The organism is Arthrobacter ipis (assembly GCF_014694315.1).
Lineage (GTDB): Bacteria > Actinomycetota > Actinomycetes > Actinomycetales > Micrococcaceae > Arthrobacter > Arthrobacter ipis.
The window spans coordinates 324159-339188 of the sequence record NZ_JAAOXD010000004.1 but is presented as its reverse complement, the minus strand read 5'-3'; the positions used below and the strand labels follow the sequence as shown (position 1 = coordinate 339188).

14 protein-coding genes and 1 riboswitch are annotated in these 15030 nt (G+C 67.9%); of the genes, 6 read left to right on the top strand and 8 right to left on the bottom strand.

Annotated elements, in window-relative coordinates:
* Nucleotides 1–59: 59 nt before the first annotated feature.
* The 5 genes from G9E11_RS13525 to glyA all read right to left on the bottom strand — a co-directional run bounded on the left by G9E11_RS13525 (nucleotide 60) and on the right by glyA (nucleotide 4733).
* The gene (locus G9E11_RS13525) at nucleotides 60–368 is read right to left on the bottom strand and encodes an SHOCT domain-containing protein (protein ID WP_190606528.1); all 309 of its coding nucleotides are present in this window, start codon (nucleotides 366–368) and stop codon (nucleotides 60–62) included.
* 139 nt (nucleotides 369–507) lie between these two features.
* The gene (locus tag G9E11_RS13520) at nucleotides 508–1173 is read right to left on the bottom strand and encodes a response regulator (protein ID WP_190606526.1); all 666 of its coding nucleotides are present in this window, start codon (nucleotides 1171–1173) and stop codon (nucleotides 508–510) included.
* A complete protein-coding gene (locus G9E11_RS13515) occupies nucleotides 1170–2366 on the bottom strand; it encodes a sensor histidine kinase (protein WP_190606525.1) in 1197 nt (398 codons plus the stop codon). The genes G9E11_RS13520 and G9E11_RS13515 overlap by 4 nt, the downstream gene beginning before the upstream one ends.
* Nucleotides 2367–2526: 160 nt before the next feature.
* The gene (locus G9E11_RS13510) at nucleotides 2527–3420 is read right to left on the bottom strand and encodes a bifunctional methylenetetrahydrofolate dehydrogenase/methenyltetrahydrofolate cyclohydrolase (protein WP_190606524.1); all 894 of its coding nucleotides are present in this window, start codon (nucleotides 3418–3420) and stop codon (nucleotides 2527–2529) included.
* Between the two features lie 8 nt (nucleotides 3421–3428).
* Nucleotides 3429–4733 carry a serine hydroxymethyltransferase gene (gene glyA / locus G9E11_RS13505; protein ID WP_311764372.1) on the bottom strand — a complete coding sequence of 435 codons (1305 nt, stop codon included), beginning with the start codon at nucleotides 4731–4733 and terminating at the stop codon, nucleotides 3429–3431.
* Nucleotides 4734–4907: 174 nt separating this feature from the next.
* Nucleotides 4908–4994, bottom strand: a riboswitch (ZMP/ZTP riboswitch).
* Nucleotides 4995–5036: 42 nt separating this feature from the next.
* Here glyA and purU point away from each other — a divergent pair.
* From purU to G9E11_RS13485, 4 genes are all read left to right on the top strand, one after another.
* A complete protein-coding gene (gene purU, locus G9E11_RS13500) occupies nucleotides 5037–5897 on the top strand; it encodes a formyltetrahydrofolate deformylase (RefSeq protein ID WP_190606521.1) in 861 nt (286 codons plus the stop codon).
* Between the two features lie 68 nt (nucleotides 5898–5965).
* Nucleotides 5966–6325, top strand: coding sequence for a class I SAM-dependent methyltransferase (locus G9E11_RS13495; protein ID WP_190606519.1), 360 nt, complete (start codon nucleotides 5966–5968; stop codon nucleotides 6323–6325).
* Nucleotides 6326–6511: 186 nt separating this feature from the next.
* Nucleotides 6512–6832: a DMT family transporter gene (locus G9E11_RS13490; RefSeq protein WP_190606517.1), complete on the top strand. Its 321-nt coding sequence runs from the start codon at nucleotides 6512–6514 to the stop codon at nucleotides 6830–6832.
* Nucleotides 6833–6974: 142 nt separating this feature from the next.
* Nucleotides 6975–7499: a gamma carbonic anhydrase family protein gene (locus G9E11_RS13485; protein WP_190606515.1), complete on the top strand. Its 525-nt coding sequence runs from the start codon at nucleotides 6975–6977 to the stop codon at nucleotides 7497–7499.
* Nucleotides 7500–7565: 66 nt separating this feature from the next.
* Here G9E11_RS13485 and G9E11_RS13480 read toward each other — a convergent pair whose 3' ends face one another.
* Nucleotides 7566–9299, bottom strand: a complete 1734-nt coding sequence (locus G9E11_RS13480) for a flavin monoamine oxidase family protein (RefSeq protein WP_190606513.1) — start codon at nucleotides 9297–9299, stop codon at nucleotides 7566–7568.
* A gap of 33 nt (nucleotides 9300–9332) precedes the next feature.
* Nucleotides 9333–10871 (bottom strand): amino acid permease, encoded by a 1539-nt coding sequence (locus G9E11_RS13475; protein WP_190606510.1) that lies wholly within the window; start codon nucleotides 10869–10871, stop codon nucleotides 9333–9335.
* A 101-nt stretch (nucleotides 10872–10972) separates the two neighbouring features.
* Here G9E11_RS13475 and G9E11_RS13470 point away from each other — a divergent pair, with 101 nt between their 5' ends.
* Nucleotides 10973–12775, top strand: a complete 1803-nt coding sequence (locus G9E11_RS13470) for a PucR family transcriptional regulator (RefSeq protein ID WP_190606508.1) — start codon at nucleotides 10973–10975, stop codon at nucleotides 12773–12775.
* Between the two features lie 9 nt (nucleotides 12776–12784).
* Here the strand turns inward: G9E11_RS13470 and G9E11_RS13465 are convergent, their stop codons facing one another.
* The gene (locus G9E11_RS13465) at nucleotides 12785–13612 is read right to left on the bottom strand and encodes a carbon-nitrogen hydrolase family protein (protein ID WP_311764371.1); all 828 of its coding nucleotides are present in this window, start codon (nucleotides 13610–13612) and stop codon (nucleotides 12785–12787) included.
* 201 nt (nucleotides 13613–13813) lie between these two features.
* Here G9E11_RS13465 and G9E11_RS13460 point away from each other — a divergent pair, with 201 nt between their 5' ends.
* Nucleotides 13814–15004: an ROK family transcriptional regulator gene (locus tag G9E11_RS13460; protein WP_190606506.1), complete on the top strand. Its 1191-nt coding sequence runs from the start codon at nucleotides 13814–13816 to the stop codon at nucleotides 15002–15004.
* Nucleotides 15005–15030 lie beyond the last annotated feature (26 nt).

The window sequence follows — 15030 nt, the reverse complement described above, 5'->3', positions numbered from 1 at the left end:
CCAAAGGAATAGCTGCATCTCATAATCGGGCGATACCTGACCTCGCGTTGCGGTAGCCGTTACCTGCGGTTCCCCCGCGAGTCCCCCCGCAGGACCTCCAGCCGCTGACGGTATTCGGTCTCATCAATTTCGCCGCGTGCGTAGCGCTCGCGCAGGACGCTTTCTCCGCCGCGGGTGGTGGCCCACTCGTGGTTCCTGCGCCAGGTGCGCCGGGCGAAGAAGATGAACAGTCCGATCACCAGGATCCAGAACAGCGGGAACAGCAGGAACCATGGCGAGAATCCTGTGCCCCACGGGCCGTGGGCGGCGGGATCGGCCACAAGCTGCGCGGACTGCACCGCAAAAGTGGTGGCTAGGGATGAAGTCATGTCGTGCTCCCAAAATCTCGGTACGGGCCGGCTTTCGGCTCTGGTTCGAGTCTGGCCGTCCGACGGCGGCGGGTCGTCCGACGCCGGGAGTCACCTTGGGTGCCCCGCGTACTCCGCCAGGAGTCACGCGCCTGCTGCCTCAGCCGGCCCAGCCGGGCCGGACGAGGCCCGATTCGTACGCCAGTACCACCAGCTGCGCCCGGTCACGGACCAGCAGCTTGGTCATGATGCGTGAGACGTGTGTCTTGGCGGTGAGCGGTGTGATCACCAGCCGCTCCGCGATCTCGGCATTGTTCAGGCCCTCGCCCACGAGCCGCAGGACTTCCCGCTCGCGCTCGGTGATGTTCGCCAGCGACGCCGGAGCCGCCGTCGCCCGGGACTGGAGCGCCAACTGGGCCATGATGCGCCGGGTGACCGACGGCGAGAGCAGCGCGTCGCCGTCGTGGACCACGCGCACGGCGCGGAGCAATTCCTCGGGTTCGGTGTCCTTCACCAGGAACCCTGCTGCCCCGGCCCGCACCGCCTCCGCGATGTATTCGTCCAGTTCGAAGGTGGTGAGGATGATGATGCGCGTGCCGGCGAGGGCCTGGTCCGCCATGATCTTGCGGGTGGCCTCCAGCCCGTCCATCTCGGGCATGCGGATGTCCATGAGCACGACGTCGGGACGCTCCCGGGCGGCCAGGCGGACGGCGTCGCGGCCGGTGCCGCACTCGGCCACCACCTCCATGTCCGGTTCGGCGTTGAGGAGGGCGCGGAAGCCGGCGCGGATGAGGTTCTGGTCATCGGCCAGCAGGATGCGGATCACCGCGCCTCCCGCTCGGGTCGCGGCCAGGGGCCGGCCAGCGGCCCGGCGACCGGTATCACCGCGCGGACCCGCCAGCCCGGATGCAGCGGCTCACGGTTGAGCGGCGCCACGTGGAGCGAGCCGCCCACGGCGGCCGCCCTCTCCCGCATCCCCGTCACCCCGTTGCCTTCAGGCACTCCGGCGGCACCGGCGCCGTCGTCGTCAACGGTCACGGTGAGCTGCTTTCCGGGGTTCCCTACCGGGGTCGTGCCCTCCAGGGCAAGGACGACGGCGGCCTTCCGGGCTCCGGAATGCCGCACCACGTTGGTCAGGGCCTCCTGGACGATCCGGTACGCCGCTTCCTGGACGGCGTCCGGAAGCTGCTGCGCAGCGGTGGCCTCCGGCTGGGTCAGGCTGACTTCGAGCCCAGCGCGGCGGGCGTCCTCGGCGAGCCCGGGAATCCTGTCGAGCCGCGGCGGCGGCGCGGGACTCAGCGGGGCGTCCTCGCGGAGCACGCCCAGGAGCTGGCGGACCTCGGCGAGCGAATCCTTGCTCGCGGCCTTGATGGCTTCCAGCGCGGGGCGGAACTGGTCAGGGTCCTTCTCCCCGAGGTGCAGCGCCACGGAGGCACGGACGTTGATGAGCGACAGGGAGTGGGCAACGACGTCGTGGATGTCCCGGGCGAGCGTCAGCCGGTACTCGTCGCGGGCGGCCTGCTCGCGCGCCTCGTGCTGGCGGCGCCGTTCCGCCACCCGTTCGCCGCGCAGCCGCGCGCCCTCCCCCAACAGCACAAGAATGGCCAGCCACGAGGTCCCGGCGAATGCCCGGATGAGGGCAAACTCGTCGCCGCCGGCTGCCGCGCCCGCCACCAGGACGGTTGCGCATGCCCCGGCCACGGTCCAGGTTTGCCAGCGCTTCCCGGCCGCCGCGGAAAGCACGATCGCCAGCGCCAAAGACAGGAACACCGGACCCCATGCGTAGCCGAGCACCAGATACGCCGCGACGGACGCCGCCGCGGCCGGAAGCATCACCAGCGGGGCGCGGCGCCGCAGCGACAGGGAGGCCGGTCCCGCCAGCAGCAGGACGAACGCGAGGGCATCCAGCGGCCGGTGGTCCGGCTGCCGCGCGGAGGCGAACACCGTGCCCACCACCTCGAAGATGGCCACGGCAACCACGATCGCTGCTGTGGGCGGTCCCCGGAAACGGCGCTGCATATGTCCGAGCCTAGCCGGGAAGGCCATGGCCGTCGTCGGCTTAACGGCGTAGGGCGCCTACTCCCGGAGGAGTAGACTCCCCACCCGCTCCCTAACCTCGCAAGCTCGGCCAGGGAACCCTGCGGGCGTGGGCCCAGTCAGTCGGACCGACGCCCGCTGGTTAAGCAATCCCCGCCTGGCGTTCCGCGGCTTCGACCACGTTGGTCATGAGCAGCGCCACGGTCATGGGACCGACGCCGCCGGGGTTCGGCGAAATCCAGCCAGCAACCTCGGCAGCGGCGGGATCGATGTCGCCGTGGACCCTGCTCTTGCCCGTCTCAGCGTCGGTTTCACGGGTGACACCGACGTCGATCACTGCTGCGCCCGGCTTTACGTCCGCAGCCTTGACGATGTGCTTTGCACCCGCCGCGCCCACAATGACGTCCGCCTGGCGCAGCAGCTCCGAGAGGTTCCCGGTTCCGGTATGCGTCAGCGTCACGGTGGCGTTCACGGCCCGCCGGGTCAGCAGCAGGCCGATCGAGCGGCCGATCGTGACGCCGCGGCCCACCACCACGACGTGCTTGCCCGAGAGGCTGTAGCCGTTGCGCTCCAGGAGTTCGATGACGCCGCGGGGAGTGCACGGCAGCGGCGAAGTGATCTCGTCGTTGACGTTGAGCACCAGCCGGCCAAGGTTGGTGGGGTGCAGGCCGTCGGCATCCTTGGCGGGGTCGATCCGCTCCAAAATGGCGTGTGTGTCCAAATGCTTGGGCAGCGGCAGCTGCACGATGTAACCGTGGCAGGCAGGGTCCGCATTGAGATCGTCGATGAGGGCCTCGACCTGAGCCTGGGTGGCGTCCGCCGGAAGCTCACGCTGGATCGAGTTCATCCCGATCTCCACAGACTGCTTGTGCTTCATGGACACGTACAGCTGCGAGGCGGGGTCCGCGCCCACGAGCACGGTGGCAATGCCCGGAGTGACGCCGCGGGCCTTCAGGGCCGCGACGCGCTCAGCCAGCTCGGACTTGATGGCTGCAGATGCTGCCTTGCCGTCAAGGATCTTCGCGGTCTGCGCCATAGACGGGTTCACCACTGCTCGTGCTGCGGGTACAGCGGGAAGTCGACGGCGAGCTTGTCCACGCGGGCCTGCAGGGCCTCGACGTCCGTGGCGGAGCCCGCCTTCAGTGCGGTGGCGATGATCTCGGCAACCTCAGTGAACTCGGTGGCGCCGAATCCGCGGGTGGCCAGGGCCGGTGTGCCGATGCGCAGGCCGGAGGTGACCATCGGCGGGCGGGGGTCGAACGGCACGGCGTTGCGGTTGACGGTGATGCCCACGGAGTGCAGGAGGTCCTCGGCCTGCTGGCCGTCCAGCTGCGAGTTGCGCAGGTCGACGAGCACCAGGTGAACGTCGGTGCCGCCGGTGAGGACGGACACGCCGGCCTCGGCAACATCCGACTGGTTGAGGCGGTCGGCGATGATCTTGGCGCCTTCCAGGACGCGCTCCTGGCGCTCCTTGAATTCGGCGGTGCCGGCAATCTTGAAGGCCACGGCCTTGGCGGCGATGACGTGCATGAGCGGTCCGCCCTGCTGGCCCGGGAAGACGTTGGAGTTGAGCTTCTTGGCCCACTCCTGCTTGGCCAGGATCACACCGGAGCGGGGGCCGGCGAGGGTCTTGTGCACGGTGGAGGTGACGACGTCGGAGTGCGGCACCGGGCTCGGGTGCAGGCCTGCTGCCACGAGGCCGGCGAAGTGTGCCATGTCCGTCCAGAGCAGGGCGCCAACTTCATCGGCGATGGAGCGGAACGCGGCGAAGTCGAGGTGGCGCGGGTAGGCGGACCAGCCGGCGATGATCACCTGCGGCTTCTCGGCGATGGCCTGCTCGCGCAGCTTGTCCATATCGACGCGGAAGTTGTCCTGCTCCACCTGGTAGGCGGCCACGTTGTAGAGCTTGCCGGAGAAGTTCAGCTTCATGCCGTGCGTGAGGTGTCCGCCGTGGGCCAGGGACAGGCCCAGGATCTTGTCACCGGGGGTGATCATGGCGGAGAGCGCGGCAGCGTTGGCCTGCGCGCCGGAGTGCGGCTGGACGTTGGCGTATTCGGCGCCGAACAGGTCCTTGACCCGGTCAATCGCCAGCTGCTCGGCGACGTCCACATACTCGCAGCCGCCGTAGTAGCGGCGGCCCGGGTAGCCTTCGGCGTACTTGTTGGTCAGAACGGAGCCTTGGGCTTCCATGACCGCGCGGGGGGCGAAGTTTTCGGAGGCGATCATTTCCAGGGTGCCGCGCTGGCGGCCAAGTTCCTGGTCCAGTACTGCGGCGATCTCGGGATCGAGCTCAGCCAGCGGCTGGTTGCTGACGGCGGAGGTGCTAACGGAAGTCGGTGAAGTAGTCACGAAGAACTCCTGGCTAGGGATGGGCACTGCTAAAGGTCAGGCTACCGGCTGGCACGTTGCTCCGCCCGTCGGTGACCACCATCCGGAAACGTTCCGGGCGCAGGTCTATCCAGGGCGCCGCAGCGCAATCGGGTGGCCGCTCTTCGAGAAGCGCAGCGCTACCGGCAAAACATGACCCTCGGCCCAGGCGTACGATCCGTGGTCTTCGTGAATGCCGCTCCCTGGTGGTTAGCCACCCAAACGCCAGTTGCGACGCCACCACACTATCAAAAGCGGGACCGACGCGCGGGTAGGCTGTTCTTCGTGAATGAAGACCAGCTCGCCAAATCGCACGTCGTAACCCTGTCCTGCCCGGACCGCCCGGGAATCGTCCACGCCGTGGCCGGCGCCCTGCTCGTGGCGGGCTGCAATATTACGGACTCCCAGCAGTACGGCAGCGAATCCACCGGCACCTTCTTCATGCGCGTGGAAGCCACCACCACCGCACCCGAAAACGAGGTTGTCGCCGCCCTGGAACCGGTGGCCGAAGCCTTCGGCATGCAGTGGAACCTGAACCCCGTCGGCCGGAAGGTCCGTACCCTGCTGATGGCCAGCAAGTCCGCCCACTGCCTGAACGATCTCCTGTTCTTGCAGCGCTCCGGCACCCTGCCCATCGAGATCCCCGCGATCGTCTCCAACCACCGCGACCTGGCCGGGCTGGCCGAGTTCTACGGCATTCCGTTCCACTACATCCCGGTGACGGCCGACACGAAGGAACAGGCCGAGGACCAGCTGCGCAAGATCATCGCCGAAGAGGGCGTCGAACTGACCGTCCTGGCCCGTTACATGCAGATCATCTCCGACGACCTGTGCACCGAGCTGACCGGCAAGGCCATCAACATCCACCACTCCTTCCTGCCGTCCTTCAAGGGGGCCAAGCCCTACCACCAGGCCCATGCCCGCGGCGTGAAGCTGATCGGTGCCACCGCGCACTACGTCACCGCTGCGCTGGACGAGGGCCCGATCATCGAACAGGAAGTCATCCGGGTGGACCACGCGCGCACGCCGGAGCAGTTCGTGCAGATGGGCCGGGACGTGGAAGGCCGCACCCTCGCCCAGGCCGTGCAGTGGCACGCCGAACACCGCGTGCTCCTGGACGGCAACCGGACGGTCGTCTTCAACTGACGCTCCGCCTTTTACGGGCTTGCCAGCGGTTCACACTGGGCGGGTTTTAACCAAGACTGGTTAACACGATGACTCTGCTGACAGAAACTTCGCTGGAACCATTCATCGCCCTGCTCAAAGCACAGGGCAGGCACTCCGTGCTGGACGTGTGCTGCGGCCCGGGCGACGACGGCCTCCGGTTCGTCCAGGCCGGAATCCACTACACGGGCGTTGACCCCTTCGACGGCAACGTAAGGTACGCCATGGCCCGCCGCCTGAGCGTCTCCGTGGCGGAGCCCGCGCGCCTGCCCTTCGCCGTGAATACGTTCCCGGCGGTCTGGGCTGTCCAGTCGCTGGAGGGCCTTACGGCGGACCAGGCGGACGACGTCGTGCGGGAGCTTGAGCGGGTGGCAGAACCGGGTGCGCCGATCGCCGTCGTCCTCCCCTGACCACCGCCCACCGGCGCCGACAGACCGACCCGGAGAAGCTGGCCCACGCCTTTGAGAAGACTTGCTGGAGCTGTAGCGGCCCCTCGGGTGAATCCACCGTTCCGCGCGCACCTAGGATGGGACCGTGGGTGCGCAACGCCGGCAGCACGCCGGTCAGGCCCCAGCAATCAGAGAGGACAATACGTCTTGGGCTACGTCTATCTGGCACTGGCGATCGCCGTCGAGGTCCTGGGCACCAGTCTCCTGAAGTTCACAGAGGGATTCAGCCGGCTCTGGCCCAGTGTCTGGTGCCTGGCGTCTTACGGGGTTGCCTTCGCGTTGCTTTCCCAGGTGGTCAAAAGTGTACCCGTCGGCGTCGCCTATGCCCTGTGGTCAGGCCTCGGAACGGTCGCCATCGTGGCCATCGGCGCCGTCTTCCTCGGCGAGGAACTGAACGTCATGAAGATCCTCGGGATCGCACTGGTGGTGGCCGGCGTCGTCGTCCTGAACGTCGGCGGAGCCCACTGACGGTCTTCCCGGCAGGAGATCCATATCCCGGCTCGGATGCGTTTTTGTCCAGATATCGCGCCCTGATGGCCCTTTAACTCGCGACAACTGGACTAAAACTCCTAAGGAGGGTCATGGGGTGCCGGTGTCCTAGGCTTGGGGCATGGCTCCCATTTACCCCTTCGCCGGTGACACCCCGGACATTCACCCTTCCGTTTTCGTTGCGCCGACGGCGTCGGTCATCGGCCGCGCCACGCTCGCCGAGGACGCCAGTGCGTTCTACGGCGTTTCGGTCCGCGCGGACACCGCCGCCATCACCGTGGGCACCGGCAGCAACCTGCAGGACAACGTGGTGCTGCATGCCGACCCCGGCTTTCCCTGCAGCGTGGGGGCGCGGGTCAGTGTGGGGCACAGCGCCGTCGTCCATGGCTGCACCGTGGAGGACGACTGCCTCATCGGCATGAGCGCCACCATCCTGAACGGCGCGGTGATCGGCGCCGGCTCGCTCGTGGCGGCCGGCGCCGTCGTGCTGGAAGGGACTGTTGTCCCGCCCCGCTCGCTGGTGGCCGGTGTCCCGGCCAAGGTGCGCCGCGAACTTACCGATGAGGAGTTCGACGGCGTGAAGAACAACGCAGCGCGGTACCGGGAGCTCGCCCGGGCGCACCGCGAAGTCCACGCGCCCAAGTAGGTCGCAGCACAGGGCGTTCCCAGCGCTGGGAACGCCCTGAAGTGCTACCCGGTTGGGGACCGCGGGTCAGTCCAGGCTGATCGGGCCCAGCTCGTCCAGCAGGTCGCCGGGGCCGGGGTTGCCGGGTGCCGATGAGCCGCCGAGGTGGTTCACCACGCCCCACACCGCGTTCAGGCCGGTGGTCACGGCTCCCTCGGCCCAGCCGGCGGTGAAGGAAACGTCGTCGCCGGCGAGGAAGATGCCGCGCTGGCTTTCCGGCAGCTGGTCCTGCTTAAAGTGCGTGAACAGCCGCTGCTGGTAGCGGTAGTGGCCGGGCAGGTTCGCCTTGAACGCGCCCATGAAATTGGGGTCGGCCTCCCAGGACACGGTGATGGGCTGGCCCACGATGTGGCTGGCGATATCCACGCCGGGGTAGATCTGCTCGAGCGAGTGCAGCATCAGCTCCACGCGTTCGTCGGCGTCCAGCGCCAGCCACTTCAGCGCGTCGTCGTTCCAGGTGTAGGACAGCAGAATCACGGCGGGCTGGTCCGGGCCGTTGTCCAGCAGGTAGGTGGCGCGGTTCAGCCGGTCCGTGAGCGTCATGGACAGCACCTCCCTGCCGGTTTCCGGATCGATGTCCTTCCAGAACGGCCGGTCCACCATCACGAACGTCTTGGACGACTGCATGTAGTGCGAACGCTCGATCGCCGTCCACAGCTCAGCCGGGAACAGCGCCTCCTCGGTATGGATCCGGGTGGACAGCAGCCATGACTGGCAGGTGGTGACCACCGCCGGGTAAGAGGCTTCCCTCCCCCAGCGCTCCCGGATGCGAAGGTTGCCGTCCGTCTCGCGGCTGATCCGTTCCACTGCTCCGCGCGGGGAGCCGGAGTGCAGGGACGCCAGGGACGTCCCTTCCGGCCAGTGCACCATGCCCGACGGCGCGTGGCGCCAGAGTGCCTCGGGGAGCCTTTGCGCTCCCCCGGCAATGAGTCGGTGCTGGTCGTCGGCGTCGGTGTAGACGACGCGGAGGATTTCCAGGATGGAGTTGGGGAAGTCGGTGTCCCAGCCGCCGGTGCCGAAGCCGACCTGACCGAACGCCTCGCGGTGTGCGAAGCCCGCCTTCCGGAACGCCTGGCTGCCGGCGATGAAGCCGTAGAAGGTCTCCTCGTCGAGCTCCGGAAGAAGCTCGTTCCACAGTTCCTTGATCCGGGCTGTGTCCCTCGCCCGGATGGCTTCCTGCATCTGGGTGAACTGCGCGCCGTCATTCACGGCGGCCTTCCAGGCGTCAGCCACTTCGCGGAAGAACGGCGGCAGGTCTGCCGAGGTGGCGGCGTAATGCCTCTGCCCCGCCAGCTCAATCACGGTGCTGGAAGTCGCCGGTGCCAGCGGGTTGGGGAAGTCCCGCGTCTCCAGTCCCAGCAGGTCCACGTAGTGGTAGAACGCCCTGCCGGATACCGGGAACCGCATGCCGCCCAGGTCTGCCACCACATCCGGGGCCGACGGGAAGCTGGCGGTGCGCAGGCGTCCGCCGAGTTGGTCCGCCTCGTAGAGCACCGGGCGCAGCCCAAGCTTCATCAGCTCGTACGCTGTCACCAGCCCGGACAGCCCGGCACCCACCACCGCGACTTCGGTGCCGTACAGTTCCGGCGGGATCGAACCCAGGCCGTCCGGGTGGGACAGGTAGTGGTCGTAACTGAACGGGAAGTCCGGGTTCAGCATGGTAACCGGGGCCTGGCCCGGTGCTCCGGCCCCCGGCAGGCCGGGAACAGTGGTGGAGGCGCTGGACGGGTCGGAGGCCGGCAGTTCGGTAGCGGTTGTCATGGAAGATCTGTCTCCGTGGTCTCGTGTGTTGTCTTACTGGTGAAGAGTTGTCGTTTCAGCCGATGCGGGAGCCGGGGAAGAATCACGGGCGGATAGTTCACGGTATTCCTCCTGCCCCAGCGCGGCCACCCGCGAGTGCCGCCTGCCGTAGCCGAAGTAGGCGGCCAGTCCCACGAGCATCCAGATCCCGAACGTCACCCACGTTTCGGCGCCCAGGTTGGCCATCAGGTAGACGCACATCAGCGCACCCAGGATCGGTGTCAGCGGGAACAGGGGAACCCGGAAGGTCCGCCTGAGCTCCGGCCGGGTGCGGCGAAGGTAGATGACGGCCACGTTCACCAGGGCGAAGGCGAACAGGGTGCCGATGCTGGTGGCATCCGCGAGCGCCCCGAGTGGGACCAGCCCGGCGGTGAGGGCGACGGCGGTTCCCACGATCAACGTTCCGGCAACGGGGGTGCCGGTGCGGTGGGAGACGCGGCCAAAGACGCTGGGAACCAGCCCGTCGCGGGACATGGAAAGAAGGATGCGGGTCTGTCCGTAGAGGACGGTCAGTACGATGCTGGCAATGGCGAGCACAGCGCCGACGGCGAACACCAGCGCGATCCACGGCTGGCCGGTGGTTTCCTCCAGGATCTTCACCAGTGCAGCTTCGGTGCCGTCGAACCAGCCCCATGGGCGGGCGCCGATGGCGGCAACGGCAACCAGCACGTAGATGGTGGTGACGATCAGCATGGAGAGCATGATGGCCCGGGGCAGGTCGCGCTTGGGGTTGCGGGCTTCCTCGCCTGCGGTGGAGGCGGCGTCGAAGCCGATGTAGGAGAAGAACACCCGGGAGGCGGCGGCGGAGACGCCGGCGGCCCCCATCGGCAGGAGCGGTTCGAAGTGGCCGCCGTTGAACGCGGTGAAGGCCACCGCGCAGAAGAAGACGAGGATCCCCACCTTGACCAGCACGATCGCGGTGTTGATCCACGCGCTTTCCTTGGCGCCGCGGACCAGAAGGACCGTGGCCAGCACCACGATGATCATGGCCGGGACGTTCACCAGGCCACCGTCACCCGGCGGCTGCGAGACTGCATCCGGCAGGACCTGCCCGAAGACCGCCAGCGTTTCGTTGACGTACTGGCCGGCACCCACTGCCACGGCAGCGACGGAAACAGCGTATTCGAGCACGAGGCACCAGCCGCAGATCCAGGCCATGCCCTCGCCCATGGTGGCGTATGTGTAGGAGTAGCTGGAGCCCGCGGCCGGCACCAGGCCGGCCATTTCGGCGTAGGACACGGCGGACAGCAGCGCGGCCAGGCCGGCGATGGCGAACGAGATCCAGATGGCCGGCCCGGCCAGCGGCACGGACTCGCCCAGGATCACCAGGATGCCGGTGCCGAGGGTGGCGCCCACGCTGATCATCGTCAGCTGCAGGACCCCGAAGCTGCGCACCAGGCGGGTTCCGCCATGGCCCGTCTCGGCCTCCTGGACCATCTGCCCGATCGGCTTGCGACGGAGCAGCTGGGCTGCCAGTCCTGGGCGGCCGGCCTGCACCGGAGGCCGCTGTCCTGCTTGGGTGGGCACAGTCATCATTGACGTCCGTTCGTAAGTAGTTTGGGCTTTCCGTCGCTCAAGCCTAGGCGTGTGAGTCACCTCTCACTGCTGTGCAAAATGACCTAGAGTGTTCTGGCATGGGACGTAATGCACAACAGATGGGCCCGCCTGAGGCGGCCGGCGGCACCACTTCGGCGGCCGGTTCCGCCGGAGAGCATCGAAGCGGGGTCACCCTTGACCAGCTCCTGGCAAAGCTGCCCGCCGAGGTGGTGGTGGTTCACGACGGCGGTAATGGTTCCGGCCTGCTGCGGTGGGTTGAACCGAGTGAGCTGGAGGACCCTACCCCGTATCTGCTCGACGGCGAATTCCTCCTGACGGCGGGCTTGCCTTTCGTGGGCGGCGCCGGGGGTGACGCGGGCGACGCGGGCGACGCCGGCAGCAATCCAGCCGACGCGGGCGACGCCGCAGGAGGCGCATCCGGGGTCGACGCCTATGTCCGGCGCCTCGTGAAGGCCGGGGTGGTGGCTCTCGGCTTCGGCCTGGAGCCCTACTTCACCGCCGTCCCCGACCCCGTGGTGGCTGCCTGCGTCCGGCACAACCTGACGCTCGTGCAGGTACCGAGCACGGTCCCGTTCGCCGCCATCGGCCTAGAGTTCTCCCGGCTCCTCGAATCGGACAACGCGAAACTGTTCAGGCACCTCGCGGACACCAACAGGCAGCTGATGCGAGCCGTCCTGTCCGCCCGGCCGGAACACGAGCTGCTCGCCGCCCTGGCCCAGCGGGTTCCGGTGTGGGCCATGCTGATCGGTGCGGACGGGCGGGTTCGCGCCCGGGCGGGCTCCGGCGTCGAGGTTGCCGCCCTGCAGCCGCTGCTCGGCCGCCTCCTGGGCGGAAGCGGCCCCCGCGTGGAGATGGATTCCTTGGACCGCCCCGGGTCCCGGCTCGTGTTTGGACATCCGCTGCGCAGCACACGCGACGCCAATCTCGGGGCACTGGTGCTGGGCAGTGACACGCCGCTGACCCCAGCGCAGAACAGCGTTGTCTCCTCCGCCGTCGGACTTCTGGAGCTCCTGGTCCGGCAACGGACCAGCGGCTCACTGGCGCCGAGCCAGCTGGCGACGTCGCTGCTGCTGCACCCGGACAGCCTGTCCGCCGGCGGGGCGCGGCACCTCAACGGGCTGCGGGACCTGCTGGCCCAGAGCACTTCCTCCACTCGTTCGGGTGCCTTGCGCATTGTGCAGGGAATCAGCGCGGCGCAGGGAGTCAGCGCAACCCAGGGAATCACCGCGACGCAGGGCAACGGGGCTGAGCAACGCATTCGGGCTGAAAAAGGCATTCGGGCAGATCAGGGCGCGGGGCAGGCTGCCGGGCGCGCCGCAGACAGCCCGGTCCGGGAGCTGCTGCAGTGGCGCCGCCTCTTCGACACCAAGCTCGTGGAGCTCACGGACTATGGCTTCGCCGCCATCACCCGGCTCCGGGTGGACGATGCCCTGCTGGGTGAAGTCGAGAAGCTCGGGTGGCGGCTGGTTATCGGGGACGCCAGCGAACTCACCGATCTGGGCAGCGCCTACCAGCGGGTGACGGCGCTGCGGCAGCGCGTCCAGACCACCGGCAAGAGCGCCAGGGTGGGTGAGGTGACGTGGACGGTCGCCGGACTGCTGGGGCAGGAAGCCGGAACCATGCTGGCCGGGCGGCTGCTGGAGCCCGTGCTCAGCCAGGACAGCGAGCGCCGGACCGCGCACCTGTCCGTACTGAGGGCGTGGCTCGGCGAGAACGGGAACTGGGATGCCACGGCCAAGGCGTTGGGCCTGCACCGGAACAGCGTCCGGCGGCAGGTCAACGCGGTGGCCGAGCTGTTGGACATTGACCTGAACCAGGCGCAGGTGCGGGCCGAACTCTGGATTGCGCTGCAGTACGTGGACGGGCTGCCGGCCACCTAACACTGCATCCTAGGAAGGGCCTGTGCCGCCGCCGTTCTCGTCCCAGGCGCGGTAGACATCAGGCCGCCGTTCCCGCAGATACGGCACGGCATCCCGTGCCTGTTGGGCCGCTTCGGCGCTGACCTCGGCGTACAGCAGTTCCGGACCGGTGCCGGCGGCGGCCAGCAGTTCGCCGTCGGGGCCGGCAATGACGCTTCCGCCCAGGAAGGTGCAGCCGTCCTCCTCCCCGGAGTGGTTGGCGTAAGCCACTGTAAGTTGGCTCTCCAGCGCGCGGGCCCGCAGCAGTACCTGCGGCACCGACTCGAAGCCGTGGGCCAGAGCTGTGGGTACCAGAAGCAGGTCGGCGCCGGCCGCGGCGGCCGCGCGCACGGTCTCGGGGAACTCCACGTCGTAGCAGATAGCCAGCGAGGCCTTCATGCCGCCCAGATCGACGACGGCGGGGGCTGCTTCCGCGGGACTGAATGCCTTGCGCTCCTCCGGACCAAAAAGGTGCACCTTGGCGTAGCTGAGCAGTTCGTTCCCGCGGTTGTCCAGCACCGTCGCGGTGATCTGCCACTGCCCGTCGGCCGTGACCCGGGGCAGGCTGTAGACCATGGCGATCCGGTGCCTTGCGGCGATGCCGGCAAGAGTACGCCGGATGCCGGGCAGGGCGTTAAGCTCCAGCTCCGCCCTGACGCGCAGCGGGGCGTAGCCAACCGGGAAAAGCTCGGGCGTCAGCAGTACCTCCGCACCCGCTTCCGCGGCCATCTGTGCCGTCCGGTCAATGGCTTCGCAGTTCCCTTCGATGTCCAAAACCCTGGAGTTCGCCTGCATCAGCGCCAGCTTCACCGTGATCACCTCAAGTCTTCGTGGACGCCCGGCCCACACCGGGCGCCGTTTCCTTCAGCGTATCCGCGGGCGGCGGCTGCCGATCCGGTCCATTTGCACCGTCCCTGACAGCCCGCGGGACGGATCGTCCGGCGGGCGGCTTACTTCAGACGCCGGGTCATTGCGTTAACTTCTTGACTACAAGGCCGCCGATGGTGCAATGTTCATTTCATGCCCTCACCAGCGCGCTCAACGAGGAGCCGAACCAAAAACCCCGGGTCGCAATCCGCCCTCAGGCACCTGAACCAGCAGCGGATTATTGAATGCCTGCTCAATGGTCCTTCCACCCAGGCGGAACTGGCGCGGCAGACGGGACTGTCCACCGCGACAGTGTCCAACATCGTCAAGATCATGCAGGACTCCGGGCTGGCTTCCACCGAGCCGACCACCAGTTCCGGCCGGCGCGCGCTCAACGTCCGACTCAACAGCAACGGTGCCGTGGCAGTGGGCATTGACTTTGGCCGGCGGCACCTGCGGGTGGTTCTGGCCTCGCTCAGCTACCACATCATCGCCGAGGAATCTGTGCTCCTGCCCCTCGGACACCAGGCAGAGCAGGGCATCCAGGCCGCCGTCGCCCTGCTCGAAAAACTGCTGGCGGACAGCGGCGTGGAGCGCAGCGCCGTGGTGGGGGCCGGCGTCGGAATTCCCGGCCCGATTGACCGCCGGACCAGCACCGTCGCGCAGGGGGCCATCCTGCCCGAATGGGTGGGCATCGATATCCTGGAACGTCTCGAAGACGCGTTCCAATTCCCAATATTCGTAGACAATGACTCGAATCTTGGTGCACTGTCCGAGGTCACCTGGGGGCCGCACAGCGGCATCAGCAACCTGCTCTTCATGAAGATCGGATCGGGCATTGGCGCGGGCCTGATCCTCAACGGCAACCCGTACTACGGCAACGTCGGGATCACCGGCGAAATCGGCCACGCGACCATCCACGAACACGGCCTGATCTGCCGCTGCGGCAACAGGGGCTGCCTGGAAACCATCGCCTCCACCACCACCATGATCGAACTGCTGAGCCGGGGCGAGGAGCGTCCGCTGACCCCCGAGGACATCGTTCGCAAGGCGCTGGCCAGGGATGCCGCCACCCTGCGCGTGGTGGACGACGCGGGCCTTGCAGTGGGCAGGGCGCTCGGAAATGTGGCCAACCTGATCAATCCCGAGGTCATTGTGGTAGGCGGCCCCTTGGCGGGCTTGGGGGACATCCTGCTGGACCCCATCCGGCGAGGTTTGGTGCGGCACGCCGTCCCGGTGATCGGCGAAACCACCACCCTGACCATGTCCTCCCTGAACGACCGGGCGGAGGCCTTGGGCGCCGCATCGCTGGTCTTCCAACATGCCGGAATCCGGCGCTCGTAGCGTTTCGTTATCCCGCCGTTGCGTTA

Excerpts from the sequence above, each read along its gene's own strand:
- G9E11_RS13495 (WP_190606519.1), top strand. The coding sequence starts at position 5,966 with ATGACTCTGCTGACAGAAACTTCGCTGGAACCATTCATCGCCCTGCTC.
- G9E11_RS13475 (WP_190606510.1), bottom strand. The coding sequence starts at position 10,871 with ATGACTGTGCCCACCCAAGCAGGACAGCGGCCTCCGGTGCAGGCCGGC.
- G9E11_RS13480 (WP_190606513.1), bottom strand. The coding sequence starts at position 9,299 with ATGACAACCGCTACCGAACTGCCGGCCTCCGACCCGTCCAGCGCCTCC.
- G9E11_RS13460 (WP_190606506.1), top strand. The coding sequence starts at position 13,814 with ATGCCCTCACCAGCGCGCTCAACGAGGAGCCGAACCAAAAACCCCGGG.
- G9E11_RS13470 (WP_190606508.1), top strand. The coding sequence starts at position 10,973 with ATGGGACGTAATGCACAACAGATGGGCCCGCCTGAGGCGGCCGGCGGC.
- G9E11_RS13510 (WP_190606524.1), bottom strand. The coding sequence starts at position 3,420 with ATGGCGCAGACCGCGAAGATCCTTGACGGCAAGGCAGCATCTGCAGCC.
- G9E11_RS13515 (WP_190606525.1), bottom strand. The coding sequence starts at position 2,366 with ATGCAGCGCCGTTTCCGGGGACCGCCCACAGCAGCGATCGTGGTTGCC.
- G9E11_RS13485 (WP_190606515.1), top strand. The coding sequence starts at position 6,975 with ATGGCTCCCATTTACCCCTTCGCCGGTGACACCCCGGACATTCACCCT.
- G9E11_RS13525 (WP_190606528.1), bottom strand. The coding sequence starts at position 368 with ATGACTTCATCCCTAGCCACCACTTTTGCGGTGCAGTCCGCGCAGCTT.